Source organism: Pseudomonas sp. P179 (genome assembly GCF_000478485.2).
Lineage (GTDB): Bacteria > Pseudomonadota > Gammaproteobacteria > Pseudomonadales > Pseudomonadaceae > Pseudomonas > Pseudomonas aeruginosa.
In genome coordinates, this window is sequence record NZ_KI517354.1 from 5,633,266 (window position 1) to 5,658,138 (window position 24,873).

Sequence of the window (24,873 nt, forward strand, 5' to 3'; positions counted from 1 at the left end):
GCCTGTCAACTCACCCTGCCACCGGCGAGCGCCAGTCGTCGGAGCCGGAGGTGCCGGAGACTTCGTGGGTCCAGGTGATCTTGCGGTAGGTGAAGTGCACGTCTTCCAGGTGGGTGAAGTGGGCGTTGCCCGGGTCCTGGCAGTTGTGCATGTAGTCCTTGATGTCGACGATGATCGCGTCTTCCAGGACGGTGGTGTAGTAGTGCTCCTGGGTGCCGGCGGCGGAGGTGCGGTACCACTGGATCTCGACCTTGGTCAGGCGCTCGCCGGAGGTCAGGGCGGCCAGCAGCAGGGGCGAGGCCTTGTCGAAGACCTTGGTGATGACCACCGGCTTGTGCACGCGCTGGCCGGTCGGCTGGCCGGACTGCGGGTCGCGCGGGATGATCACTTCGTGGTTGAAGCCCTGGACCATCACCTGGTCCTCGTGGCCTTCCTGGTAGGTGTTGCCGACCGAATCCTCGGTGAAGGCGCCGGCGGTGATCAGGCCCTGCTTGGTGCCGGTGATGGACATATAGGCGGGGGTTGCCATGGATACGTTCCTTGTCGTTGAAAGTGCCCAGGCGATATGCCGGGGGCATCGGTGCTAGACAAGAACCGTGCCACTAGTCTTGAAACTCTTTTCCATCAAGGCGTTATTGGGGGAAGCCAAAAATTCGCTGGCGATTCTCATGGGAAGAACACTGAAAATTGCGCAACTTTTTGCGCACCGCTTGCAAAAAGTTGCGCACTCTCTCGGAGCCCTTTGGGTATTTGTTCCCTAGCGTTCTATCCACAACGTTATCAACCAAAAAGTTGCACAGTTCTTCATTGGCAAGGTAGGCGAAGATAGCGCCGCACGGTTTCGTTCCATCGGCCCAGGGTGAAGGAAAGTGAGTTATCGGAGAGGTTGGGGGCTGAAAGATATGGCCAGTTATGGCCAAAAGCCCTCTATGGAGAGGGCTTTTGGGGTAGGGCCAGCAGGGTTGTTCTGCTGCGGGGAACCGGAGGTGCGGTTCTTAGCCTTTCGGCCAAGGCTCAGTTGATCTGTGCGCCCTTGGCGATCCAGCTGCCGATCAGGTTGCGTTCTTCCTGGGTCATCTGCGTGATGTTGCCCAGCGGCATGATCTGCGAGGCCACGGCCTGGGCCTGGATCTTCGGTGCCAGTTGCTGGATCTGCTGCGGGGTGTCGAGCATGATCCCGCCTGGCGCGGTGCTGAACAGCTGGCTGGTCGGTTTCGCCGAGTGGCAGACGGTGCAGCGCTCCTGAATCACGTGATGGACCTTGTCGAAGTCGGCTCCGCTCGCGGCCCCGGCATTGGAGGCCTGGGTCGCGGCGGGCGCGGCTGGTGCGTCGCCGCCGGTCGCCGGTTGTGCCGGTGCCGCCGCCGGGGTGCTGGCCAGCGGTGCGGAAGCCTGCTGGTAGTTCGGCGTGGTGACGAAGGCCAGGGCGATCATGCCCAGCGCGCCGGCGGGCAGTGCCCAGGCGAAGCGGTTGCTTTCGTGGCGGGTGTTGAAGTAGTGGCGTACCAGTACCGCGAGCACCGCGATGGCGGCCAGGATCAGCCAGTTGTACTGGCTGCCGTAGGTGCTCGGGAAGTGGTTGCTGATCATGATGAACAGCACCGGCAGGGTGAAGTAGTTGTTGTGCCGGGAGCGCAGCAGGCCCTTGGCCGGCAGCACCGGATCGGGCTCGCGGTTTTCTTCGATGGCTTTCACCAGCGCGCGCTGGGCCGGCATGATCACCCTGAACACGTTGCCGACCATGATGGTGCCGATGATCGCGCCGACGTGCAGGTAGGCGCCGCGGCCGCTGAACACCTGGGTCAGGCCGTAGGCGGCGGCGACCAGCAGGACGAACAGGACCAGGCCGAGCAGGGCAGGGGTCTTGCCCAGCGCCGAATCGCAGAGGATGGTGTAGACGAACCAGCCGCAGACCAGCGAACCGATACCGATGGCGATGGCCGCCGCCGGCGCCAGGTCGCTGCCGGGGGCGATCAGGTAGAGGGTCGGGTTCAGGTAGAACACGATGGTCAGCAACACCACCCCGGACATCCAGGTGGAGTAGGCCTCCCATTTGAACCAGTGCAGGTTCTCCGGCATTTTCGGCGGAGCCAGCTTGTACTTCTCCAGGTGGTAGATGCCGCCACCGTGGATTGCCCAGAGGTCTCCGGACAGGCCTTCACGCGGGTTGCTGCGGTTGAGGTTGTTCTCCAGCCAGACGAAATAGAACGAAGCGCCGATCCACGCGATCCCGACGATCATGTGAATCCAGCGCACCAGCAGGTTCAGCCATTCGATGAGATGTGCTTCCACAGTCTTGTACCTCTTGCCCTGGCCGGCGGACCGGCGGCAGGACCTCTCTTATTGGTTTGATTGGGGGTCGAGGAGGAGCTGTTCGTCCTCGGTGAAGAAATGCTCGTCGCAGTTGTTCCCGGAACCGCTGCGATCGACCACCAGGAAGTCATCCCGCTTTTCGATCGTCAGCACCGGATGGTGCCAGACGCCGCGGTGGTAATTGACGCCCTGCCTTCCGTTGGTCAGGAAGGCGCGGACGAGGCCCGGTACAGGTACATCGCCAAGTGGCGCGACCACGACCAGAAAGGGGTTGCCGAGCAGCGGGATGAAGGCCTGGCTGCCCAGCGGATGGCGTTCCAGCATGCGGATGCGCAACGGCATTTCCAGCTTCTCGGCGCTGAAGATGCTGATGATCGCGTTATCTTCCGGCTGCGCGGTCTCGACCGTGGCCAGCTTGTGATAACGGCGGGTGGAGCCGTTGTTGATCATGAAATAGTCGCTGCCGGCGGTTTCGATCACGTCACCGAACGGGGCGAAGGCTTCCTTGGTCAACGGCTCGATCTTGAGAGTGCGCATACTGATCCTGTCGATTCTGTTTGTTGTATTCCGGACGCACGCGGGGCCCGGGTCTCACGGTAATTGTGGCCTGCCGAACAGGCGCAGGCGGCTGACGCCGCCGTCGGGAAAGATGTTCAGGCGTACATGGGTGATCGGGCCGAGGGCGTTGAGGTGCCGCTCGAACCGATGTTCCTGGTGCATTTCCAGCTTCTGCGCTGGCAGCAGCTCGCGCCAGAAGAGGCTCTGCGCCTCGATCCGGGCCTCGTTCCCGCCTTCCACGAAGGCGGCCTGGATGCTGCAGCTTTCCGGATAGTTGCCCTTGAAGTGCAAGGTATCGACGACCGCCGCCTCGATGCTGCCGGGATGGCCGAGGGCGACGATCACCCAGTCGTGGCCCGGCGTGCGGCGGCGGCCGGTTTCCCAGCCGTCGCCCATGTTGATGGCACGTCCGGGGTTGAGCAGGTTGCCCATGCGTCCGAAATGCTGGTCGGAGCAGGCCAGCGCCCGGCCGCCGTTGACCGCTGCGGCCAGGTCGAGCGCCGTTCCCGGCGGCTGGTTGCTCCAGTCGCGGTAGGGCACGCCATAGAGGCGCAGGCGGGCGATACCTCCGTCCGGGTAGATGTTCAGGCGCAGGTGGGTCCAGGGACGTTCGTCGTCTATCGGGTGGTAGTGATGGCTATCGCCCTGCAGCCCCACCGCCGCCAGCACTTCGCTCCAGGACGTGCTGTCGTCCGGGTCGCCTTCGGCGCAGAAGCAGCCATCCAGGGAAGCCGCCGGCGGATGGTTGCCGGTGAAGAAGCGGGTGTCGATGTCGACGCCCTTCAGCACGCCCGGCACACCCAGGCGGATCACCGCCTGGTCATGGCCCTCGAAGCGCTTGCGGCGGGTTTCCCAGCCGTCCATCCACTTGCCGCTGTCGTCGAATACGCCTTCCTTCCACACCGGTTCGCCGGCCTGCAGCATGCGGCTGGCCGGGGCGAACCATTCGTCGCTGACGGCGACCACCTGGCTGCCCAGGCGTGCGTCGGCGAGGTCGAGGTAGTGGCGGAAGGGCGAGTGTTCGGCGTTCATGCTCGTATCCGCAGGCCTCAGAGCTGCTGCAGGCGGAACAGGGCGATCTTGTTGATCTCGGCCAGCGCGGTAGCGAACTCCTCGTCGGCGGAGTGCTGGATGCGTTCCTCGAAGGCCGCCAGGATCTGATGGCGGTTGCTGCCCTTCACCGCCTTGATGAAGGGGAAGCCGAACCTGGCCTTGTAGGCGTCGTTGAGTTCGGTGAAGCGGGCGAACTCCTCGGCGCTGCATTCGTGAATCCCGGCGCCGGCCTGCTCGGAGGTGCTGGAGGCGGTCAGTTCGCCACGGATCGCCGCCTTGCCGGCGAGGTCCGGGTGGGCGTTGATCAGCGCCAGCTGGGCCTCGCGGCTTGCCGACAGGAGAATGTCGGCCATGCGCTGGTGCAGGCCCTCGATATCGTTGAGGCTGTCGTCGATACCCAGGTCATAGGCCTTCTCGGCGACCCAGGGGGAGTGTTCGTAGATGTCGGCGAAGGCTTCGATGAAGGCCTCGCGGGACAGCGAGGCGGGGGTCAGGGTCTGGAAACGGCTCATGCCTCGGTCTCCTGGAAAGGATGCTCACGGTGCCAATGGCGGGCGATGTCTTCGCGGCGGGCGAACCAGACCTTGTCGTGGCTCTGCGCGTACTGGATGAAGCGCTCCAGGGCGGCCATCCGCGCCGGGCGACCGATCAACCGGCAATGCAGGCCGATGGAGAGCATCTTCGGCGCCGTTGCGCCTTCTTCGTAGAGCACGTCGAAGGCGTCCTTCAGGTACTGGAAGAACTGCTCGCCATTGTTGAAGCCCTGCACCTGGGTGAAGCGCATGTCGTTGGTGTCCAGGGTATAGGGAATCACCAGGTGCGGTTTCTCCGCGGTGCTGGCCGGGTCCCAGTAGGGCAGGTCGTCGTCGTAGGTGTCGGAGTCATAGAGGAAGCCGCCTTCCTCCATCACCAGGCGCCGGGTGTTCGGGCCGGTGCGTCCGGTGTACCAGCCCACCGGGCGCTGGCCGGTGAGTTCGGTGAGGATGCGGATGGCTTCGAGCATGTGCTCGCGCTCCTGGGCCTCGTCCATGTACTGGTAGTCGATCCAGCGGTAGCCGTGGCTGCAGATTTCGTGGCCGTCGGCGACCATCGCCCTGATCACCTCAGGGTTGCGCTGCGCCGCCATGGCCACGGCGAACACGGTGAGCGGCACGTTGCGTCGCTTGAACAGCTTGAGCAGGCGCCAGACCCCGGCGCGGCTGCCGTATTCGTAGAGCGATTCCATGCTCATGTGGCGCACGCCCTGCAAGGGCTGGGCAGCCACCATCTCGGAAAGGAACGCCTCGGACTCCTTGTCGCCATGCAGGACGCAGCGCTCGCCACCTTCTTCGTAATTGAGCACGAAGGACAGGGCGATGCGGGCATCGCCGGGCCAGTGAGGGTGGGGAGGGTTGTTGCCGTATCCGATCAGGTCGCGTGGGTAGTCAGCGCTCACAGCAGTGTTCCTTATTGTGGATGGGGCGGCGGGCCGGACGGGCCGGGGATGCCGTGATGGATTTATTGTATACAAGTTTGCCTGCGGTCTGTAAATACAATCCTGCTTGCCGATCCCTGCCATTCATCCAGCAAAAAACCTGCCCGACTGGTCAGTTAGCGAAGAATGAGGCCCTGCGGGGTGGGGCTTGTGGAAGGAATGCCCGATTTCGGGGCGGCTGCCGCATTTTCGGTTGTGGCGGTGTTTTTTGTATACAATTCATCGAAGGATAACTTATATTGCTTCGCAAGCGGCTCCCTGGCGGGCTGCAAGCGAGCGGCGCCGGGCAGGTCCCGGAGCGATCCCCATCGAACGAAGGCAAGAGGAGGAGTGGTGTCCGCCAGCGGGCGCCCGCAACCCATGGGACGTTTGACCACGCATGTACTGGATTCCGCACATGGCTGCCCCGGCCATGGCATCAAGATCGAGCTGTACCGGGTGGAAGGCCAGCAACTGGAACTGATCGCCACCACCCTGACCAACCACGACGGCCGCTGCGACCAGCCGGTGCTGCAAGGCGAGGACTTCCGTCCCGGGGTCTATCAACTGGTGTTCAACGCCGGCGACTACTATCGCGCCCGCGGCGTGCAATTGCCGGAGCCGGCCTTCCTCGACCAGGTGGTGCTGCGTTTCGGCATCGCCTCCGCCGACGATCACTACCACGTGCCGCTGCTGATCTCGCCCTACAGCTATTCGACCTATCGCGGCAGCTAGGTGCGTGCCACGAAACACTGACTCTCCGAGTCCTTTTCCCTGGCCCGCCATCGAGCGGGCTTTTTTTCGTTCGCGGGGAGTGCGCCGAGGGTTGCCGGTTATCCGCCACTCGTGGGCAGGAAGGGAAATGCGGCGCAGGGTACGAATGGGCGGGGGATGAAGCTGCGCGTCGCGAGCCCTGCGGGGCAACGACAGGTTCGAGGCGGATAGCCGCGTGCGGCCATCCGCCATCCGGGCGGGTCAGAGGAAGATGAACTTGGCGACGAAGATCACGAACAACGCATAGAGGCTGGCCGAGACTTCGCGGTGCTTGCCGGTGAGGACCTTCATCGCGACGTAGGTGATGAAGCCCAAGGCGATACCGTCGGCCACCGAGAAGGTCAGCGGCATCATGATCACCGTGACGATCGCCGGGATGGTCTCGGTGTGCTCGTCCCAGTCGATGTGCGCCATCCCGCCCATCATCAGCATGGCCACGTAGATCAGCGCGCCGGCGGTGGCGAAGGCGGGGATCATCCCGGCCAGCGGGGCGAAGAACATCGCGGCGACGAACAGCACGCCGACCACCACCGCGGTGAGCCCGGTACGTCCGCCGGCGGCCACGCCCGCGGCGCTCTCCACGTAACTGGTCACCGGCGGGACACCGAGCATGCCGCCGAACACGCTGGAGGCGCTGTCGGCCTTCATCGCCTTCGACAGGTTCTCGATACGTCCGTCCTCCTTCACCAGGTGCGCGCGCTGGGCGACGCCCATGAGAGTGCCGGCGGTATCGAACATGTGCACGAAGAGGAAGGCCAGGATCACGCTGATCATGGTGACGTTGAACGCGCCGGCGATGTCCATCGCCAGGAAGGTCGGCGCCAGGCTCGGCGGCGCCGAGAACACCCCGCCGTACTGCACCAGGCCGAGGGCCCAGCCGACCAGGGTGACGCTGAGGATGCTGATGAGGATGCCGCCGAACACCCGGCGGTACTCGAGCACGGCGATCATCAGGAAGCACAGTGCCGCCAGCAGCGGGCCGGGCGAGGTGAGGTGGCCGAGCTTGATCAGGGTCGCCGGGCTGGCCACCACGATGCCGGCGGTCTTCAGGCCGATCAGGCCGAGGAACAGGCCGACTCCCGCACCCATGGCGAACCTGAGGCTGCGGGGGATGCTGTTGAGCAGCCATTCGCGGACCCGGGAGAAGGTCAGCAGCATGAACATCACCCCGGAGATGAACACCGCGCCTAGGGCGATCTGCCAGCTGTAGCCCATGGTGCCGACCACGGTGTAGGTGAAGAAGGCGTTCAGTCCCATTCCCGGCGCCAGGCCCACCGGCCAGTTGGCGTACAGGCCCATCAGGAAGCAGCCGAGGGCGGCCGCCAGGCACGTGGCGACGAACGCCGCGCCGTGGTCGATGCCGGCGTCGGCCATGATGTTGGGATTGACGAAGATGATGTAGGCCATGGTGATGAAGGTGGTCAGCCCGGCCGCCAGCTCGGTCCTGACCGTCGTACCATGCTGGCGGAGCTTGAACAGGCGTTCGAGCAGGCCGGTGGCGGGCGGTGTCGCAGCGTAGATCCCTTGTTCTTCTTGTTTGGTGCTTTCCACAGCAGGTACTCCTCATCGCTCTTGTTGTTAGGTCCTGCGGGCCGGTTGGTTACCAGGTCCCTGACGCGGCTCGAAGGTGATGTGAGGGCACGATTTTCTGACCTCTGGGTCAAGAACTCGTGCGAGCGATTATGCCTTTGTATACAAAAAGGTCAAAGAATGTTTGAGGGTGTTTCGCCACATTTTTATCAGCTTTCCGTCACGCCCCCTTCCGGGCGGTGCCGCGCGCTCGGAACGAGGGGCGGAAAGGGGTGGTGCGTCGGATGCCGCTGCTTGTGTACACTATTTCGCTACCAGCCGCCGGCGTGCCTCACCCACGCCCGTGAGCGAGGATCAGCCCAGGCCACAAGCCGGACGCACAAGGTTCGAGACCGATGACCGATCAGTTGCAACACATCAGGAAGCCGCCGCGCACCGGCAAGGCTGCCCGCAGCGGTACCCAAGACGAGATCGTCTACGCCCACATCTTCGACGCCATCCTCGAACAACGCCTGGCCCCCGGCACCAAGCTGAGCGAGGAGGCGCTCGGCGAGATATTCGGTGTCAGCCGCACCATCATTCGCCGCGCCCTCTCGCGCCTGGCCCACGAGCAGGTGGTGCTGTTACGGCCGAACCGCGGCGCGGTGGTCGCCAGCCCGAGCATCGACGAGGCCCGGCAGATCCTTTTCGCCCGCCGCACAGTCGAGCGCGCCATCACCGAACTGGCCACCGACAACGCCACCGCCGAGCGTCTGGCCGAGTTGCGCGAGATGGTGGTGCAGGAACAATCCAGCTTCGCCCGTGGCGACCGGGGCGCCGGCATCCGCCTGTCCGGCGAGTTCCACCTGAAGCTCGCCGAGATGGCGCGCAACGCTCCTCTGGTGAGTTTCCAGCGCAGCCTGGTGTCGCAGACCTCGCTGATCATCGCCCAGTACGAAAGCGGCGGTCGCTCGCACTGCTCGTTCGACGAGCACAACGAGATCCTCGACGCCATCGAGAAGGGCGACAAGGAGCGCGCGGTGACCCTGATGATGCACCACATGGAGCATATCGACAGCAAGCTCAACCTGGAGAGCGACAACGCTTCCGGCGACCTGCACGCGGTGTTCTCGCACCTCCTCGGCGGCAAGAAGAAGCCACGCCGGGCCAAGGCCGACAGCGACTCGGCGGCCTGATCCGAAGCATGAAAAAGCCCCGCGATGCGGGGCTTTTTCGTTTCCGCCGGGAGTCAGTCGCGGCGATGCACCGAGCGACCGGCGGCGAAGGTTTCCTTCACCGTGCGGTCGTCGCCGAGGATGGTCAGCGCGAACAGCCGTTCGGCCAGGCTGCCGGCCTGGCTCAGGCGGTAGGAGAGCAGCGGGGTGGCGTGGTAGTCGAGGACCACGAAGTCCGCCTCGTTGCCGGTGGCGAAGCTGCCGATCCGGTCGTCCAGCTCCAGCGCACGGGCGCCGCCGAGGGTGGCGAGGTAGAGCGACTTGAACGGATCGAGGCGGGCGCCCTGCAACTGCATGACCTTGTACGCCTCGTTCAGGGACTGCAGCTGGGAGAAGCTGGTGCCGGCGCCGACATCGGTGCCGAGGCCGACCTTGACCTTGTAGCGCTCCAGCTTCGGCAGGTCGAACAGACCGCTGCCGAGGAACAGGTTGGAGGTCGGGCAGAACGCCACCGCCGAGCCAGTCTCCGCCAGGCGCTGGCATTCGCCGTCGCACAGGTGCACGCCATGGGCGAACACCGAGCGCGGCCCGAGCAGGCCGTGGTGGTCGTAGACGTCCAGGTAGCCGCTGCGCTCGGGGAACAGCTCCTTCACCCACTCGATTTCCTTGAGGTTCTCCGACAGATGGGTGTGCAGGTATACGCCGGGATGCTCGCGCAGCAGCCGCGCCGCCATGTCCAGCTGTTCCGCGGTGCTGGTCGGGGCGAAGCGCGGGGTCACCGCGTAGAGCAGACGGCCCTGGCCGTGCCAGCGCTCGATCAGCGCCTTGCTGTCGCGGTAGCTGCTCTCGGCGGTGTCGGTCAGGTAGTCCGGCGCGTTGCGGTCCATCATCACCTTGCCGGCGATCAGGCGCAGGTCCAGGCGCCGGGCGGCCTCGAACAGCGATTCCACCGATTGCCGGTGCACGCTGCCGAAGACCAGGGCGGTGGTGGTGCCGTTGCGCAGCAGTTCCTGCAGGAAGATCTCGGCGACCTGGTCGGCATGGGCCTGGTCGCCGAATTGGCGCTCGGTGGGGAAGGTATAGGTGTTCAGCCAGTCCAGCAGTTGTTCGCCGTAGGAGGCGATCATCCCGGTCTGCGGGAAATGGATGTGGGTATCGATGAAGCCGGGGGTGATCAGCGCGTCGCGGTACTCGAAGACCTCGACCTCGCCGATCTCGCCGAGCAGGGTTTCGGCGTCACCGAGGCGAGCGACCTTGCCGTCCTCCACCAGCAACAGGCCGTCCTCGAAGTATTCGTAGGAGCGTTCGACGCCGACCTCCGCGGGGTCGGCGATGCTGTGCAGGATGGCGGCGCGGTAGGCTTTGGCGTTGCGGGTCATGGCAGTCTCGAAAAAAGGTTCGTGGGAGGTCCGCCGCCTGGCGGCGGACGCGGGGGAGCGGGGGGCCGCTCAGGATTCGTGGGCGCGGCGCGACTCCGGGGTCAGCCGGGTGACGCTCGACGGCCCCTGCTTGCGTTCCAGGCCGAAGGCGGCGTTGTAGGTGGCGATCACCTCGCCGGCGATGGAGATGGCGATCTCCGCCGGCAGCTTGCCTTTCACCTGCTCCAGGCCCATCGGGCAGCGCATCCGTTGCAGGCGTTCGGCGTCGACGCCACGTTCGCGCAGGCGGTGCTCGAACTTGACGCGCTTGGTCTTCGAGCCGATCAGGCCGAAGTAGGCGAAGTCGTTGCGCGCCAGGATCGCCGCGGTAAGCTCCAGGTCCAGCGGGTGATTGTGGGTCATGACGATGAAGTGGCTGCCGGGCGGCATCCGCTCGACCTCGTCGAGCACTTCGTCGTTCACCACTTTCTCCACGCCGTCGGGCAGGAGCGCGGGAAATTCGTGTTCCCGCGAATCGATCCAGCGCACCCGGCAGGGCAGGCTGGCGAGCAAGGGTACCAGGGCGCGACCGACGTGGCCCGCGCCGAACACGGCGATGTGTGCCTGCGGCTGGCCCATCGGCTCGAACAGCAGCACCGTGGCGCCGCCGCAGCACTGGCCGAGACTGGCGCCCAGGCTGAAGCGCTCCAGGCGGGTGTCCTGGGTCCGCGCGGCGAGCATTTCCCGGGCAATGGCCTGGGCCCTGTATTCCAGGTGGCCGCCGCCGATGGTGTCGTAGAGCCGCTCGGCGCTGACCACCATCTTCGAGCCGGCGTTGCGCGGGGTCGAGCCGCGTTCCTCGATGATGGTCACCAGGACGCAAGGTTCGCCGCTACGCTGCAACTCGGCCAGGGCGCTGATCCAGTTCATCTCGTCATCCTCCCGATCGCGGCGGTTCAGGCCGGTTCGACCGCGGCGTCCGCCGCTTGCGCCTGGGCGGCCTTCAGCCGGCGCATCTGTTCCACGCCCCAGAGCACCCGCTCGGGCGTCGCCGGCGCGTCGATGGCGGGTTGCGCGCGGTAGTCGGCGAGGCTGGCCACGGCGTCCTTGATCGCGCACCAGACCGAGATGCCGAGCATGAACGGCGGCTCGCCCACGGCCTTGGAATGGAACACGGTCTGCTCCGGATTCTTGCGGTTCTCCAGCAGTTTCACCCGCAGGTCCAGCGGCATGTCGGCGACGGCGGGAATCTTGTAGCTGGCCGGGCCGCTGGTCATCAGCTTGCCCTTGGCGTTCCAGACCAGTTCCTCCATGGTCAGCCAGCCCATGCCCTGGACGAAGCCGCCTTCGACCTGGCCGATGTCGATGGCCGGGTTCAGCGAGTCGCCGACGTCATGCAGGATGTCGGTGCGCAGCATGCGGTATTCGCCGGTGAGGGTATCGACTATCACCTCCGAGCAGGCGGCGCCGTAGGCGAAATAATAGAAGGGCCGGCCACGGGCCTGCTCGCGGTCGTAGAAGATCTTCGGCGTGCGGTAGAAGCCGGTGCTGGACAACGAGACCTGGCCGAAGTAGGCCTGCTGGATCAGTTCCTCGAACGGCAGGATCAGCTCGCGGATACGCACCTGGTTGTTGCGGAACTCGATGTCTTCCTCGCTGACCTTCCAGTGCCGCGCGGCGAACTCCACCAGGCGCCGCTTGATGGTTTCGGCGGCATTCTGCGCGGCCTTGCCGTTCAGGTCGGTGCCCGAGGAGGCGGCGGTGGGCGAGGTATTGGGCACCTTGTCGGTATTGGTGGCGGTGATCTGGATGCGCTCCACGTCGACCTGGAAGACCTCGGCGACCACCTGGGCGACCTTGGTATTGAGGCCCTGGCCCATCTCGGTGCCGCCATGGTTCAGGTGGATGCTGCCGTCGGTATAGATGTGGATCAGCGCACCTGCCTGGTTGAGGAAGGTCGCGGTGAACGAAATGCCGAACTTCACCGGGGTCAGCGCCAGGCCTTTCTTCAGGACCGGGCTGGCGGCATTGAAGGCACGGATTTCCTCGCGGCGGCGGGCGTACTCGCTGCTCGCTTCCAGCTCGGCGGTCATCTCCGCCAACAGGTTGTGCTCGACGGTCTGGTGGTAATGGGTGACGTTGCGCTCGTCCTTGCCGTAGTAGTTGAGCTTGCGCACCTCCAGCGGATCCTTGCCCAGGCTGCGGGCCACGGCGTCCATGATCTCCTCGATGGCGACCATTCCCTGGGGCCCGCCGAAACCGCGGTAGGCGGTGTTCGAGGCGGTGTTGGTCTTGCAACGGTGGCCGTTGATGGTGGCGTTGCCGAGGAAGTAGGCGTTGTCCGAGTGGAACATGGCGCGGTCGACGATCGAGCCGGAGAGGTCCGGCGAATAGCCGCAGTTGCCGGCCAGGTCGATCTGGATGCCGTGCAGGCGGCCATCGTCGTCGAAGCCGACGTCGTATTCGACGTAGAACGGGTGACGCTTGCCGGTGATCTGCATGTCCTCCATGCGCGGCAGGCGCATCTTCGCCGGACGCCCGGTGTGGTAGGCGACCACCGCGCACAGGCAGGCCGGCGCCGCGGCCTGGGTTTCCTTGCCGCCGAAGCCGCCGCCCATGCGGCGCATGTCGATGACGATGCGGTTGAAGGAAACCCCGAGGACCTCGGCCACCAGCTTCTGCACTTCGGTGGGGTTCTGGGTCGAGCAATAGACGATCATGCCGCCGTCTTCGCTGGGCATTACCGAGGAAATCTGCGTCTCCAGGTAGAAATGCTCCTGGCCGCCGATGTGCAGCGTGCCTTGCAGGCGATGCGGCGCGCCGGCCAGCGCGGCGGCGGAGTCGCCGATGCGGTGCTGGTGGCTGTCGAGGACGAAATGGCGCTTGCGCAGGGCCTCGACCACGTCGAGCACCGGTTCCAGGTCTTCGTACTCGACGATCGCCGCCATGGCCGCCTTGCGCGCGGTTTCCAGGCTGTCGGCGGCGACCGCCAGGACCATCTGTCCGACATACTCCACCTTGCCATCGGCCAGCAGTGGGTCGCCGGCCACCACCGGGCCGATGTCGAGCTGGCCGGGAACGTCGGCGGCGGTGAGGGCGATGGCGACGCCGGGGAACTGGTAGCAGGGCGTCACGTCGAGGCGGGTGATGCGGGCGTGGGCGCGCTCGCTCAGGCGCGCATAGACGTGCAACTGGTTGGGAAACTCCAGGCGATCGTCGATGTAGATCGCCTCGCCGCTGACGTGCTTGGGGGCGCTTTCGTGCTTGACGCTGCGGCCGACTCCGGTGGTCAACTCGGCGCGGAACAGGTCGGCCAGCTCTTCCTGGCTCTTGTGCGGCTTGCGATGGTTAGACATAGGCGGTCACCCGGGTTTCGACGGCGGGAGCGTGCAGCTCCAGGAAGCATTTGCGCAGCAGGTTCTGCGCGGTCAGCAGGCGATATTCCTTGCTCGCGCGGAAGTCGCTGAGCGGGGTGAAGTCGTTCGCCAGGGCGGCCGCGGCGCGTTCGAAGCTGGCGGCTTCCAGGCGCGCGCCTTGCAGCGCCGCTTCGCAGGCGGCGGCGCGCTTGGGAATCGCCGCCATGCCGCCGAAGGCGACCCTGGCGCGGGCGATCCGGCCATCTTCCAGGTCGAGGCTGATGGCGGCGCAGACCGCGGAAATATCGTCGTCGATGCGCTTGGAGACCTTGTAGGCCTTGAACGCCTGGCTGGGCCGGGCACGCGGGACCAGGATCTTCTCGATGAACTCGCCTTCTTCGCGGGCGGTGACCTTGTAGTCGAGGAAGTACTCCTCCAGCGGCAGCTCGCGGCGCCGTTCGCCGCGGCGCAGGACGATCTTCGCGCCGAGGGCGATCAGCAGCGGCGGGGCGTCGCCGATCGGCGAGGCGTTGCCGATATTGCCGCCGAGAGTGCCCTGGTTGCGGATCTGCAGGGACGCGAAACGCTGCAGCAACTCGCCGAAGTCCGGGTAGTCCGCGGCCAGCGCCTGGTAGCAGTCGGTCAGCGGGGTGGCGGCGCCGATTTCCAGGCAGTTGGCGCCCACTTCGATGCGTTTCATTTCGCGGATGTGGCCGACATAGATCATCACCGGCAGTTCGCGATGGAACTGGGTGACCTCCAGCGCCAGGTCGGTGCCGCCGGCCAGCAGGCGTGCCTGCGGATTGGCGCCGTAGAGGTCGGCCAGGTCGGCGACGGTGAGCGGCAGCAGGCAGCGCCGGTCACCGCTGTTCAGCTCGGCGGTTTCGCGCGGAGCGATGGCGCGCAATTGCTCGATGGTGGCGGCTTCCCGGGCGTCGAACTGGTCTGCGCGCTTGTGGCAGCAGGCCTGCTCGGCGGCGTCGAGGATCGGCCGGTAGCCGGTGCAGCGGCAGAGGTTGCCGGCGAGCGCCTCGTGGGCCTTGGCCGGATCGGCGCCGGCGCTGTTCTTCTGCAGGGCGAACAGCGACATGACGAAACCCGGCGTGCAGAACCCGCACTGCGAGCCATGGCAGTCGACCATCGCCTGCTGCACGTCGTGCAGGCGGTCCTGGTGCTTGAGGTCCTCGACGGTGATCAATTGCTTGCCGTGAAGGGCGGAAACGAAGGTCAGGCAGGAGTTCAGGCTGCGATAGCGGATGCGTTCGGCACCATCCTCGCCGGTGACCAGTTCGCCGACCACCACGGTGCAGGCGCCGCAATCGCCGGAGGCGCAGCCTTCCTTGGTGCCGGTCTTGCCGAGGTGCCGGCGCAGGTAGTCGAGGACGGTGAGGTTGGGGTCCAGGCGTTCTTCGACGCGGATCTCCCGGTTGAGCAGGAACCTGATCAAGGCGTGCCTCCAGGCGGGTTCTTGTTATTGAATTCTAGGCCTTGCAGGAGAACCGGCCGGAGTGGGGCGGTTTCCGCACAGGGCTCCACGGTAGGAGCTATGGAGGCGAATCTAGAAAAAACTGACTTTTGAGTCAAATAATTTTTTGACCTGTAGGTCAGTCAGTTTGCCCATAAACGAAAACGGCACCCGAAGGTGCCGTTTCCCAGGGGCGGGACGCTCAGATGCGCTGGGTGTCGGTAAGCTGGTATTCCTCGCCGGCATAGTAGGCGCGCACCTTCGGGTCCATCACCGCGCGCCAGAGCGGTGGGAACAGGGCGAGGACGATCATCCCGGCATAGCCGTTGGGCAGTTGCGGGCTGCTGTCGTAGTGGCGCAGCACCTGGTAGCGGCGCTTGGCGTAGGCATGGTGGTCGGAATGGCGCTGCAGGTGGAAAAGGAACAGGTTGGTCAGGAGGAAATTGCTGTTCCACGAGTGTTCCGGCGTGGTGCGTTCGTAGCGGCCGTTGTCCAGGCGCCGCCGATGCAGGCCGTAGTGCTCGACGTAGTTGACGATCTCCAGCAGGGTGAAGGCCATCACCGACTGGCCGAGGAAGAAGATCGCTCCCAGCCAGCCGAAGGCCAGGCTGAAGCCGAGCAGGAAGAGGGCGCTGATGGCGTACCACCAGATCAGCTCGTTGCGCCAGTGCAGGGCCGGCAGGCCCTTGCGCTTCAGGCGCTCGGCCTCCAGGCGCCAGGCGTTGAGGAAGTTGTGCTTGTAGGCGTGCGGGAGGAACGAGTAGAGGCTCTGGCCGTAGCGCGAGGACGAGGCATCTTCCGGGGTCGAGACGTGTACATGGTGGCCGCGCACGTGTTCGACCTTGAAGCCGGCATAGCACACCGCCGCCAGCAGCAGGCCGCCGGCGTTCTGTTCCAGTTGCGGGTCCTTGTGGATCAGTTCGTGGGAGACGGTGATGCCGATGGCGCCCATCACGGTGCCCACCGACAGGATCCAGCCCAGTTGGCCGACCCAGTCCCAGCGGGTCTCGTGGGCGAGGATCCAGCCGGACCAGACGAGCATGCCCAGCAACAGCGGGACGGTGGCCAGGGACAGTACGCGGTAGTAGCCCTGTGCTTCCATCTCCGGCACTTCGCTGGCTTCCTCGGGGTTGGCCGGATCGCGGCCGACGATGGCATCGAGGATCGGGATCAGCCCGAACACCACGCTGATCACCAGCCAGGGCCAGGCGTTGGGGTAGTCGCTACCGAGCGACCACCAGTAGCTGAGCGGGATGCCGAGCACCGCGATCAGCCAGATCCAGTAGCCGTACTTTTTCAGACGCAGCATCCAGGCAGAGGAAAGCGAGGCAAACATGGGAAGTCCTCGTATTTATCTTGTTAGATTGTCTGACAATTGTCCTCCCTTGGCCGGCCTGCCCCATCCCAACCTTCGTTCTGTCCGCCGCTTCGCCGGGAAGCCGGCGGGGTAACGCCCTGTGTTACACTTCCCATCCATATACCCCCGGAAAACGCGCCCCTGGATAAAAGGATCACCATGACGTTCAAGGCCCCGGACAGCCTGGCAGAGCAGATCGCCCACCACCTCGCGGAACGCATCATCCGGGGAGAACTCAAGGAACGGGAACGTATCCAGGAGCAGAAGGTCACCCAGACCCTCAACGTCAGTCGCGGCTCGGTCCGCGAGGCGCTGCTGATTCTCGAACGCCGCCACCTGGTGAACATCCTGCCGCGCCGCGGCGCCCAGGTGTCCGAACTGTCCCCGCAACATGTGGAAAGCCTCTACGCGCTGATCGTTCAGCTCTACATCCTGCTGGCGGAAAGCGTCGCCCGGCGCTGGCGCAGCGAAGCCGAGCTGGCACCGTTCCTGGTCATCCAGCAGCGCCTGCTGAACAACCTGGCGCAAAGCGATATCGACGGCTTCGTCGAGGCCAGCTTCGACATCATGCGCGCGGCCTTTCCTTTCGCGAACAATCCCTACCTGCAGGAGACCGTCGAAAACCTGCTGCCGGCGGTGAGTCGCGCCTACCACCTGGCGCTGGAACGGCGCAAGGCGGAAATGAACCAGTTCCTCGGCAGTTTTGCTCAGCTCCTGCAAGCGGTGATCGCCCGTGACGAGGCGAGGATCCGCGAGGTCCTGCTGGAATACGGCCGCCACAACTGCCAGCTGGTGCTGGCCGCGCTCGCCGAACGCTGATGGCGACCCTGGCGGGAGCGCACGCATGCGCCTGAAGAGCATCAAGCTGGCGGGGTTCAAGTCCTTCGTCGATCCGACCACGGTGAACTTCCCCAGCAACATGGCGGCAGTGGTAGGGCCGAACGGCTGCGGCAAGTCGAACATCATCGACGCGGTGCGCTGGGTGATGGGCGAAAGCTCGGCGAAGAACCTGCGCGGCGAGTCGATGACCGATGTCATCTTCAACGGCTCGAATACCCGCAAGCCGGTGAGCCAGGCGAGCATCGAGCTGATCTTCGACAACGCCGAGACCACCCTGGTGGGCGAATACGCCCAGTACGCCGAGATATCCATTCGCCGGCGGGTCTCGCGGGATGGGCAGAACACCTATTTCCTCAACGGCACCAAGTGCCGGCGGCGCGACATCACCGACATCTTCCTCGGCACCGGCCTGGGGCCGCGCAGCTACTCGATCATCGAACAGGGCATGATCTCCAAGCTGATCGAGGCGCGTCCGGAAGACCTGCGCAACTTCATCGAGGAAGCCGCGGGCATTTCCAAGTACAAGGAGCGCCGCCGCGAAACCGAAAGCCGCATCCGTCGGACCCAGGAAAACCTGGCACGCCTCACCGACCTGCGCGAAGAGCTGGGGCGGCAACTGGAACGCCTGCACCGGCAGGCCCAGTCGGCGGAAAAATACCAGGAACACAAGGCCGAGGAGCGCCAGCTCAAGGCCCAGCTGGGTGCCGTGCGCTGGCGCGACCTGAACGAGCAGGTCGGTCAGCGCGAGCGGGTCATCGGCGACCAGGAGATCGCCTTCGAGGCCCTGGTGGCCGAGCAGCGTGGTGCCGATGCCGGCATCGAACGGCTGCGCGACGGCCATCACGAGTTGTCCGAACGCTTCAACCAGGTGCAGGCACGCTTCTATTCGGTCGGCGGCGACATCGCCCGGGTCGAGCAGAGCATCCAGCATGGCCAGCAGCGCCAGCGCCAGTTGCAGGACGACTTGCGCGAAGCCGAACGGACCCGCCAGGAAACCGAATCGCACCTCGGGCATGACCGTACCTTGCTCGCGACCCTGGCCGAGGAAATGGCCATGCTCGCACCGGAACAGGAACTCAGCGCGGCCGCCGCGGAAGAAGCGGGCATCGCCCTGGAACAGGCCGAGCAGGGCATGCAGGCCTGGCAGCAGCAGTGGGATGCCTTCAACCAGCAGAGCGCCGAACCCCGCCGCCAGGCCGAGGTGCAGCAGTCGCGCATCCAGCACCTGGAGCAGAGCCTGGAGCGCCTGCAGGATCGCGAGCGGCGCCTGCAGGAGGAGCGTGGCCAGTTGGCGGCCGACCCCGAGGACGCGGCGATCCTCGAACTCAACGAACAGGTGGCGATCGCCGAACTGGCCCTGGAAGAACTGCAATTGCAGGAGCAGGGCCAAGCCGAGCGACTCGAACAATTGCGCCAGGAATTGCAGCAGCTGGCCGCCGAACAGCACCAGGCGCAGGGCGAGTTGCAGCGCCTGAACGGGCGCATCGCTTCGCTGGAGGCCCTGCAGCAGGCCGCTCTCGATCCCGGACAGGGCGCCTTGGAGTGGTTGCGCGAGCAGGGCCTGGAACAACGTCCGCGCCTCGCCGAAGGCTTGCGTGTCGAGCCGGGTTGGGAGCTGGCGGTGGAGACCGTGCTCGGCGCGGATCTGCAGGCGGTCTTGCTGGACGGCTTCGACGGGCTCGCCCTGGCCGGCTTCGGCAAGGGCGAGCTGCGCCTGCTCAGCCCCGCTCGCGGAGCCGCGACGGCGGCCGGTTCGCTGCTGGACAAGGTCCGCGCCGACGCCGACCTGAGTCCCTGGTTGGCCCGGGTGAAACCGGTGGAGACCCTGGAACAGGCGCTCGCCCAGCGCGGCGCCCTGGACGACGGCGAGAGCCTGATCAGTCGCGATGGCTACTGGGTCGGCCGGCACTTCCTGCGGGTCCGGCGCAGCGACGAGGCCCAGGGCGGCATGCTCGCCCGCGCCCAGGAACTGGAGGCGTTGCAGGAGCGGCGGGAGGCCCTGGAAACCCGTGTCGCCGAAGGCGAGGAGCGTCTGGCTGCGGCCCGCGACGAGCAGCGCGAGCTGGAAGGCGCGCGGGAGCAGGTGCGGCGCCAGGTCCAGGAGGAGGGGCGCCGGCACGGCGAGCTGAAGGCGCAGTTGTCCGCGCAGCAGGCCAAGGTCGAGCAACTGGTACTGCGTCGCCGCCGTCTCGACGAAGAAGTGGCGGAACTGGCCGAGCAGCGCGCGCTGGAACAGGAGCAACTGAGCGAGGCGCGCCTGACCCTGCAGGAAGCGCTGGATAGCATGGCGCTGGACACCGAGCGCCGGGAATCCCTGCTGGCGGAGCGTGACGCCCTGCGCGAACGGCTCGACCGGATTCGCCAGGATGCCCGCACCCACAAGGACCATGCGCACCAGTTGGCGGTGCGGGTCGGCTCGCTGAAGGCGCAGCACAATTCCACCCAGCAGGCCCTGGAGCGCCTCGACCAGCAGTCGGCGCGCCTCAACGAGCGTTGCGAACAGCTCAACCTCAATCTGGAGGAGGGGGCGGCACCGCTGGAAGAGCTGCGCATGAAGCTCGAGGAGTTGCTGGAGCGGCGGATGGCCGTCGAGGACGAACTCAAGCAGGCGCGGCTGGCCCTGGAAGACGCCGATCGCGAACTGCGCGAGGTGGAGAAGCGCCGCGGCCAGGCCGAGCAGCAATCGCAACTGCTGCGTGGCCAGCTGGAGCAGCAGCGCCTGGAGTGGCAGGGGCTGGTGGTGCGGCGCAAAGCCTTGCAGGAGCAGCTCGCCGAAGACGGCTACGACCTGCATACGGTACTGGCCAACCTGCCCCTGGATGCCAGCGAACGCGATTGGGAGGAGCGTCTCGAGAGTCTCGCGGCGCGCATCCAGCGTCTGGGGCCGATCAACCTGGCGGCGATCGAGGAGTACCAGCAGCAGTCCGAGCGCAAGCGCTACCTGGACTCGCAGAACGACGACCTGGCCGAAGCGCTGGAGACGCTGGAAAACGTCATCCGCAAGATCGACCGGGAAACCCGCAATCGTTTCAAGGAAACCTTCGACCAGATCAATGCTGGCCTTCAGGCATTGTTCCCGAAGGTATTCGGCGGCGGTACGGCATATCTGGAACTTACCGGCGAAGATCTACTCGATACCGGTGTGGCGATCATGGCGCGCCCGCCGGGCAAGAAGAACAGCACCATCCACTTGTTGTCCGGCGGGGAAAAGGCGCTGACCGCGCTGGCGCTGGTATTCGCCATCTTCCAGTTGAACCCGGCGCCGTTCTGCATGCTCGACGAAGTCGATGCGCCATTGGACGATGCCAACGTCGGACGTTATGCGCGATTGGTGAAGGAGATGTCGGAAAAGGTGCAGTTCATCTATATCACCCACAACAAGATCGCCATGGAAATGGCCGATCAGTTGATGGGCGTGACCATGCATGAGCCGGGCTGTTCACGGCTTGTTGCAGTTGACGTGGAAGAGGCGGTCGCATTGGCTGAAGCCTGAGTGTCAGGCAGTGTAAACTTGTGCATGGGCATGTTAGTTTAATGGCCACTTTTTGTATCGCGTGGGAAAGTTCTGTCAGAACAAGGTTGGCTCCACGTTTCAAGGGACAGGACGTCCTTTTTTCATTTTTTATTCACCATTTTCACTAGGGGCTACGGAATTACATGGATATCGGTCTGCGCGAATGGCTTATCGTTATCGGGCTTATCGTGATCGCCGGCATTCTCTTCGACGGTTGGCGGCGGATGCGGGGCGGCAAGGGCAAGTTGAAGTTCAAGCTCGACCGCAGTTTCGCCAATCTGCCGGACGACGACGGCGACTCGGCTGAACTGCTGGGGCCGGCGCGCGTGGTCGAGCATCGCGAGCCATCCTTCGACGAACAGGACCTGCCCAGCGTCAGCGCCCGCGAAGCCAAGGAACGCAAGGGCGGCAAGCGCCAGGAAGAGCCGCGCCAGGGCGATCTGGACCTCGACGAGGGGCTGGCCCTGGAGGCGGACCCGAGCGATGCCGCCGAGACGGTGGAGCCGCGCAAGGGCAAGTCGAAGGGCCGCAAGGAGAAAGAGCGGGAGAAAGCCCCTGCGGTTGCTGCCGAACCTGCCCCGGTCGACGAGGTGCTGATCATCAACGTCATCGCCCGCGACGAGAGCGGCTTCAAGGGGCCGGCATTGTTGCAGAACATCCTCGAGAGCGGCCTGCGCTTCGGCGACATGGACATCTTCCATCGCCACGAAAGCATGGCCGGCAATGGCGAGATCCTGTTCTCCATGGCCAATGCGGTGAAACCGGGCACTTTCGACCTGGACGACATCGACAACTTCAGCACCCGCGCCGTGAGCTTCTTCCTCGGCCTGCCGGGGCCGCGCCATCCGAAGCAGGCCTTCGACGTGATGGTTGCCGCCGCGCGCAAGCTGGCCCACGAGCTGAACGGCGAGCTGAAGGACGAGCAGCGCAGCGTGTTGACCGCCCAGACCATCGAGCACTACCGCCAGCGCATCATCGACCATGAGCGTCGCAGCCTGATGCAGAAGCGCTGATCCGGCCACAGCCCCTTTCTTCGTACGGGAGGGGGCGAACTACTCTATAGAGCAGCCGAGGCTGCTCTTTTCGTTTCACGGACTCCCACCATGACCGACACCCAGGCTGCCGCCGAACGCATCGCGCAACTGCGAACCGAACTGGACACCCACAATTACCGTTACTACGTGCTCGACGAACCGAGCATTCCCGACGCCGAATACGATCGCCTGTTCCGCGAGTTGCAGGCGCTGGAGGCCGAGTACCCGCAACTGCTGACGCCCGACTCGCCGACCCAGCGGGTCAGCGGCACGCCGGCCTCGGCGTTCGGCGAAGTGCGCCATGAGATCCCCATGCTCAGCCTCGGCAACGCCTTCGAGGAGCAGGACCTGCTGGACTTCGACCGCCGCGTACGCGAAGGACTGGCCGACCTGTTGCCTGGCGGCGACCTGCTCGGCGGTGGCGCGGAGGTCGAGTACAGTTGCGAGCCGAAGCTGGACGGCCTGGCCGTCAGCCTGCTCTACGAACGCGGCCAACTGGTGCGCGGCGCCACCCGCGGCGATGGCAGCACCGGCGAGGACATCACCAGCAACGTACGCACCATTCGCAACGTACCGCTGAAGCTGCACGGCGAAGGCTGGCCGGAGACCCTCGAAGTGCGCGGCGAGGTGTTCATGTCCAAGGCCGGTTTCGAGGCGCTCAACGCCAAGGCCGTGGAAACCGGCGGCAAGACCTTCGCCAACCCGCGCAACGCGGCGGCCGGCAGCCTGCGCCAGCTGGATTCGAAGATCACCGCCAGTCGCCCGCTGGAGTTCTGTGCCTACGGCTTCGGCCAGGTCAGCGGGACGCTGCCGGACACCCAGGTGGGCATCCTCGAGGCGTTCCGCGGCTGGGGTATCCCCATCAGTCGCGAGCTGCGCCTGGTCAAGGGCGCCCAGGCCTGCCGCGACTACTACGACGACATCGGTCGCCGACGCGATGCGCTGGCCTACGAGATCGACGGCGTGGTGTTCAAGGTCAACCGCATCGCCTTCCAGCGCGAACTGGGCTTCCGCGCGCGCGAGCCGCGTTGGGCGATCGCCCACAAGTTCCCCGCGCGCGAGGAGTTGACCGAGCTGCTGGGTGTCGAGTTCCAGGTCGGCCGCACCGGCGCCGTGACCCCGGTGGCACGCCTCAAGCCGGTGCAGGTGGCCGGCGTCACGGTGTCCAATGCGACCCTGCACAACATGGATGAAGTCGCCCGCCTGGGCCTGCGCATCGGCGATACGGTGGTGATCCGCCGTGCTGGCGATGTGATTCCGCAGGTCATGCAGGTGGTGCTCGAGCGCCGCCCGGCGGATGCGCAGGCTATCGAGGTGCCCGAGCATTGCCCGGTCTGCGGCTCGGCCGTGGAGCGGACCCAGTTGGTCAAGCGCAGCAAGGGCAAGGAGTCGATCAGCGAGGGCGCCATCTATCGCTGCGTCGGCCGCCTCTCCTGTCAGGCGCAGTTGAAGCAGGCGATCATCCATTTCGTATCGCGCCGGGCAATGGACATCGACGGTCTTGGCGACAAGATCGTCGAGCAACTGGTGGATCGCGGGCTGGTCGCCTCGCCGGCGGATCTCTATACCCTGACCTATGAACAGGTGTTCGAGCTGGAAGGGTTCGCCGAGCTGTCCACCAACAACCTGCTGACGGCCATCGCCGATAGCCGCAAGCCTTCGCTGGCGCGCTTCATCTTCGCCCTGGGGATTCCCGACGTCGGCGAGGAAACCGCCAAGCTGCTGGCGCGTTCGCTGGGTTCGCTCGAGCGGATCGGCAAGGCGCTCCCGGAAGTGTTGACCTACCTGCCGGACGTCGGCGCCGAGGTAGCCTACGAGATCCACAACTTCTTCGCCGACGAGCACAACCGCCAGGTGATCGCCCAGTTGCGCGATGCCGAACATGGCGTGCAGTTGCAGGAAGAGGGCGAGGTCGCCGCGGAGTTCGCCGCCTGTGCCTCGCTGGCCGGTTTCATCGACAAGCTGAACATTCCCTTCATCGCCGCCACCGGCGCGGAAAAGCTGGCCAGCCGCTTCGGTTCGCTCGACGGCATCATCCGCGCCGACTGGCTCGATCTACGCCAGGTGGAGCGTCTGCCCGAGCGAGCGGCGAAAAGCCTGCGCGATTTCTTCGACGAGCCGGCCAACGTGCAGCGTGCCCTGGCCATCGAGGCGCAGTTGCGTGAGTTCGGCATGCATTGGCAGAGCGAGCGCAAGGCGGTCGAAGGCCTGCCTCTGGCCGGGCAGACCTGGGTGCTGACCGGCACCCTGGAGGCGATGAGCCGGGACGTGGCCAAGGACAAGCTGGAAGGGCTCGGCGCCAAGGTGGCCGGCTCGGTGTCGGCCAAGACCCACTGCGTGGTCGCCGGGCCCGGCGCCGGCTCGAAGCTGGCCAAGGCCAACGAGCTGGGCGTGAAGGTGCTCGACGAAGACGGCCTGCTGAAACTGTTCGACGAGCACGGCGTCGCCCGCTGAAGCGGCGGCGCTGCTGCGAAAGATTTCCGAAGACTGGAGTTAACGATGGACAAGGCAAGAAAGCAGCGGTTGCTGGGCGTGCTCGCATTGGTGGTGCTGTTCGGCGCCTACGTGGGTTGGAGCGAGCGGCCGCGCATCCTGCTGCATTACAGTGGCCAGGCTTCGGCGCCGATCGCCTACAGCTACAAGGAGCAGGGCGTGGAAACCTTCTCCGGGGAGATCCGGCCCGGCCAGGTCCGCGAGTTTCCGGTGAAGCTGTTCGGCGGCAGCGATTACCGGATCGCCTTCTCCTTCCATCGCGGTGAGGAGAAGTATGCGTCGTTCAGCACCAAGCCGGGCTGGGGCACCCTGGACCTGTATGTCGATACCGAGCTGAGCGTATCGACCCAGCCGCCGCCGGAGGGTCTGATCCAGCAGCAATGAACCGCTTTCGCGAAATGGATTGCAAACGTAAGTGCTTGAAGTGGTTGTAACTTACGCGCAAGCCGGTAGAATGGCGCGGCCTACCCGAGGGTAGGCTGCAATGGTGGCCCTGTCGGTCCCCCCGCAACGATTACCCGTCAACCTGGTCAGGTCCGGAAGGAAGCAGCCACAGCGGGAACATCGTGTGCCGGGGTGTGGCTGGCGGGGCCGCCTCCATTTCAGGCCCGCCATTTTCCG

At 65.4% G+C, this 24,873-nt stretch carries 19 protein-coding genes and 1 other RNA gene; 8 read left to right on the forward strand and 12 right to left on the reverse strand.

The genetic code is table 11. The features are described 5' to 3' along the window. Positions 1-10: 10 nt before the first annotated feature. The 6 genes from HMPREF1224_RS38265 to puuE all read right to left on the reverse strand — a co-directional run bounded on the left by HMPREF1224_RS38265 (position 11) and on the right by puuE (position 5,359). Positions 11-529: an Hcp family type VI secretion system effector gene (locus HMPREF1224_RS38265; RefSeq protein WP_003083317.1), complete on the reverse strand. Its 519-nt coding sequence runs from the start codon at positions 527-529 to the stop codon at positions 11-13. Between the two features lie 485 nt (positions 530-1,014). Continuing rightward, positions 1,015-2,292 (reverse strand): urate hydroxylase PuuD, encoded by a 1,278-nt coding sequence (locus tag HMPREF1224_RS38270; RefSeq protein ID WP_003083321.1) that lies wholly within the window; start codon positions 2,290-2,292, stop codon positions 1,015-1,017. Positions 2,293-2,340: 48 nt separating this feature from the next. Beyond that, positions 2,341-2,850 carry an ureidoglycolate lyase gene (locus tag HMPREF1224_RS38275; RefSeq protein WP_003083329.1) on the reverse strand — a complete coding sequence of 170 codons (510 nt, stop codon included), beginning with the start codon at positions 2,848-2,850 and terminating at the stop codon, positions 2,341-2,343. A gap of 54 nt (positions 2,851-2,904) precedes the next feature. Next, positions 2,905-3,903 carry an allantoicase gene (gene alc / locus HMPREF1224_RS38280; protein WP_003114681.1) on the reverse strand — a complete coding sequence of 333 codons (999 nt, stop codon included), beginning with the start codon at positions 3,901-3,903 and terminating at the stop codon, positions 2,905-2,907. A gap of 17 nt (positions 3,904-3,920) precedes the next feature. Beyond that, positions 3,921-4,436, reverse strand: coding sequence for a 2-oxo-4-hydroxy-4-carboxy-5-ureidoimidazoline decarboxylase (gene uraD, locus HMPREF1224_RS38285; protein WP_003083333.1), 516 nt, complete (start codon positions 4,434-4,436; stop codon positions 3,921-3,923). Then, complete coding sequence (puuE, locus tag HMPREF1224_RS38290) at positions 4,433-5,359, reverse strand: allantoinase PuuE (RefSeq protein ID WP_003083336.1); 927 nt, start codon at positions 5,357-5,359, stop codon at positions 4,433-4,435. The genes uraD and puuE overlap by 4 nt, the downstream gene beginning before the upstream one ends. Before the next feature lie 372 nt (positions 5,360-5,731). Between puuE and uraH the strand changes: the two genes are divergently transcribed. Beyond that, positions 5,732-6,112 (forward strand): hydroxyisourate hydrolase, encoded by a 381-nt coding sequence (uraH, locus tag HMPREF1224_RS38295; RefSeq protein WP_003087207.1) that lies wholly within the window; start codon positions 5,732-5,734, stop codon positions 6,110-6,112. 240 nt (positions 6,113-6,352) lie between these two features. On the opposite strand, the gene HMPREF1224_RS38300 is transcribed toward uraH, so the two are convergent. Further along, positions 6,353-7,702 (reverse strand): NCS2 family permease, encoded by a 1,350-nt coding sequence (locus HMPREF1224_RS38300; protein WP_003087209.1) that lies wholly within the window; start codon positions 7,700-7,702, stop codon positions 6,353-6,355. 374 nt (positions 7,703-8,076) lie between these two features. Here HMPREF1224_RS38300 and HMPREF1224_RS38305 point away from each other — a divergent pair, with 374 nt between their 5' ends. Continuing rightward, a complete protein-coding gene (locus tag HMPREF1224_RS38305; protein WP_003083340.1) occupies positions 8,077-8,856 on the forward strand; it encodes a GntR family transcriptional regulator in 780 nt (259 codons plus the stop codon). Between the two features lie 53 nt (positions 8,857-8,909). Here the strand turns inward: HMPREF1224_RS38305 and guaD are convergent, their stop codons facing one another. The 5 genes from guaD to alkB2 all read right to left on the reverse strand — a co-directional run bounded on the left by guaD (position 8,910) and on the right by alkB2 (position 16,350). Further along, complete coding sequence (gene guaD / locus HMPREF1224_RS38310; protein WP_003083342.1) at positions 8,910-10,214, reverse strand: guanine deaminase; 1,305 nt, start codon at positions 10,212-10,214, stop codon at positions 8,910-8,912. Between the two features lie 69 nt (positions 10,215-10,283). Continuing rightward, positions 10,284-11,123 (reverse strand): xanthine dehydrogenase accessory protein XdhC, encoded by an 840-nt coding sequence (gene xdhC, locus HMPREF1224_RS38315; RefSeq protein WP_003083344.1) that lies wholly within the window; start codon positions 11,121-11,123, stop codon positions 10,284-10,286. A gap of 26 nt (positions 11,124-11,149) precedes the next feature. Next, the gene (gene xdhB / locus HMPREF1224_RS38320; protein ID WP_003114679.1) at positions 11,150-13,549 is read right to left on the reverse strand and encodes a xanthine dehydrogenase molybdopterin binding subunit; all 2,400 of its coding nucleotides are present in this window, start codon (positions 13,547-13,549) and stop codon (positions 11,150-11,152) included. Then, complete coding sequence (gene xdhA / locus HMPREF1224_RS38325) at positions 13,542-14,996, reverse strand: xanthine dehydrogenase small subunit (RefSeq protein WP_003083347.1); 1,455 nt, start codon at positions 14,994-14,996, stop codon at positions 13,542-13,544. The genes xdhB and xdhA overlap by 8 nt, the downstream gene beginning before the upstream one ends. 220 nt (positions 14,997-15,216) lie before the next feature. After that, positions 15,217-16,350 (reverse strand): alkane 1-monooxygenase AlkB2, encoded by a 1,134-nt coding sequence (gene alkB2, locus HMPREF1224_RS38330; RefSeq protein ID WP_003083349.1) that lies wholly within the window; start codon positions 16,348-16,350, stop codon positions 15,217-15,219. 180 nt (positions 16,351-16,530) lie between these two features. Between alkB2 and HMPREF1224_RS38335 the strand changes: the two genes are divergently transcribed. From HMPREF1224_RS38335 to ffs, 6 genes are all read left to right on the forward strand, one after another. Then, the gene (locus HMPREF1224_RS38335) at positions 16,531-17,190 is read left to right on the forward strand and encodes a GntR family transcriptional regulator (protein ID WP_003083350.1); all 660 of its coding nucleotides are present in this window, start codon (positions 16,531-16,533) and stop codon (positions 17,188-17,190) included. Positions 17,191-17,215: 25 nt separating this feature from the next. Beyond that, on the forward strand, positions 17,216-20,704 hold the full coding sequence (smc, locus tag HMPREF1224_RS38340) for a chromosome segregation protein SMC (protein WP_003114676.1): 3,489 nt from the start codon (positions 17,216-17,218) through the stop codon (positions 20,702-20,704). 164 nt (positions 20,705-20,868) lie between these two features. Then, positions 20,869-21,738 (forward strand): cell division protein ZipA, encoded by an 870-nt coding sequence (gene zipA / locus HMPREF1224_RS38345; RefSeq protein ID WP_003083352.1) that lies wholly within the window; start codon positions 20,869-20,871, stop codon positions 21,736-21,738. A gap of 90 nt (positions 21,739-21,828) precedes the next feature. Further along, positions 21,829-24,213 carry an NAD-dependent DNA ligase LigA gene (gene ligA, locus HMPREF1224_RS38350; protein ID WP_010793998.1) on the forward strand — a complete coding sequence of 795 codons (2,385 nt, stop codon included), beginning with the start codon at positions 21,829-21,831 and terminating at the stop codon, positions 24,211-24,213. Between the two features lie 45 nt (positions 24,214-24,258). Beyond that, positions 24,259-24,636, forward strand: coding sequence for a hypothetical protein (locus HMPREF1224_RS38355; protein WP_003083354.1), 378 nt, complete (start codon positions 24,259-24,261; stop codon positions 24,634-24,636). A gap of 110 nt (positions 24,637-24,746) precedes the next feature. Continuing rightward, positions 24,747-24,843: signal recognition particle sRNA small type (ffs, locus tag HMPREF1224_RS44790), an RNA gene on the forward strand. Positions 24,844-24,873: the final 30 nt, after the last annotated feature.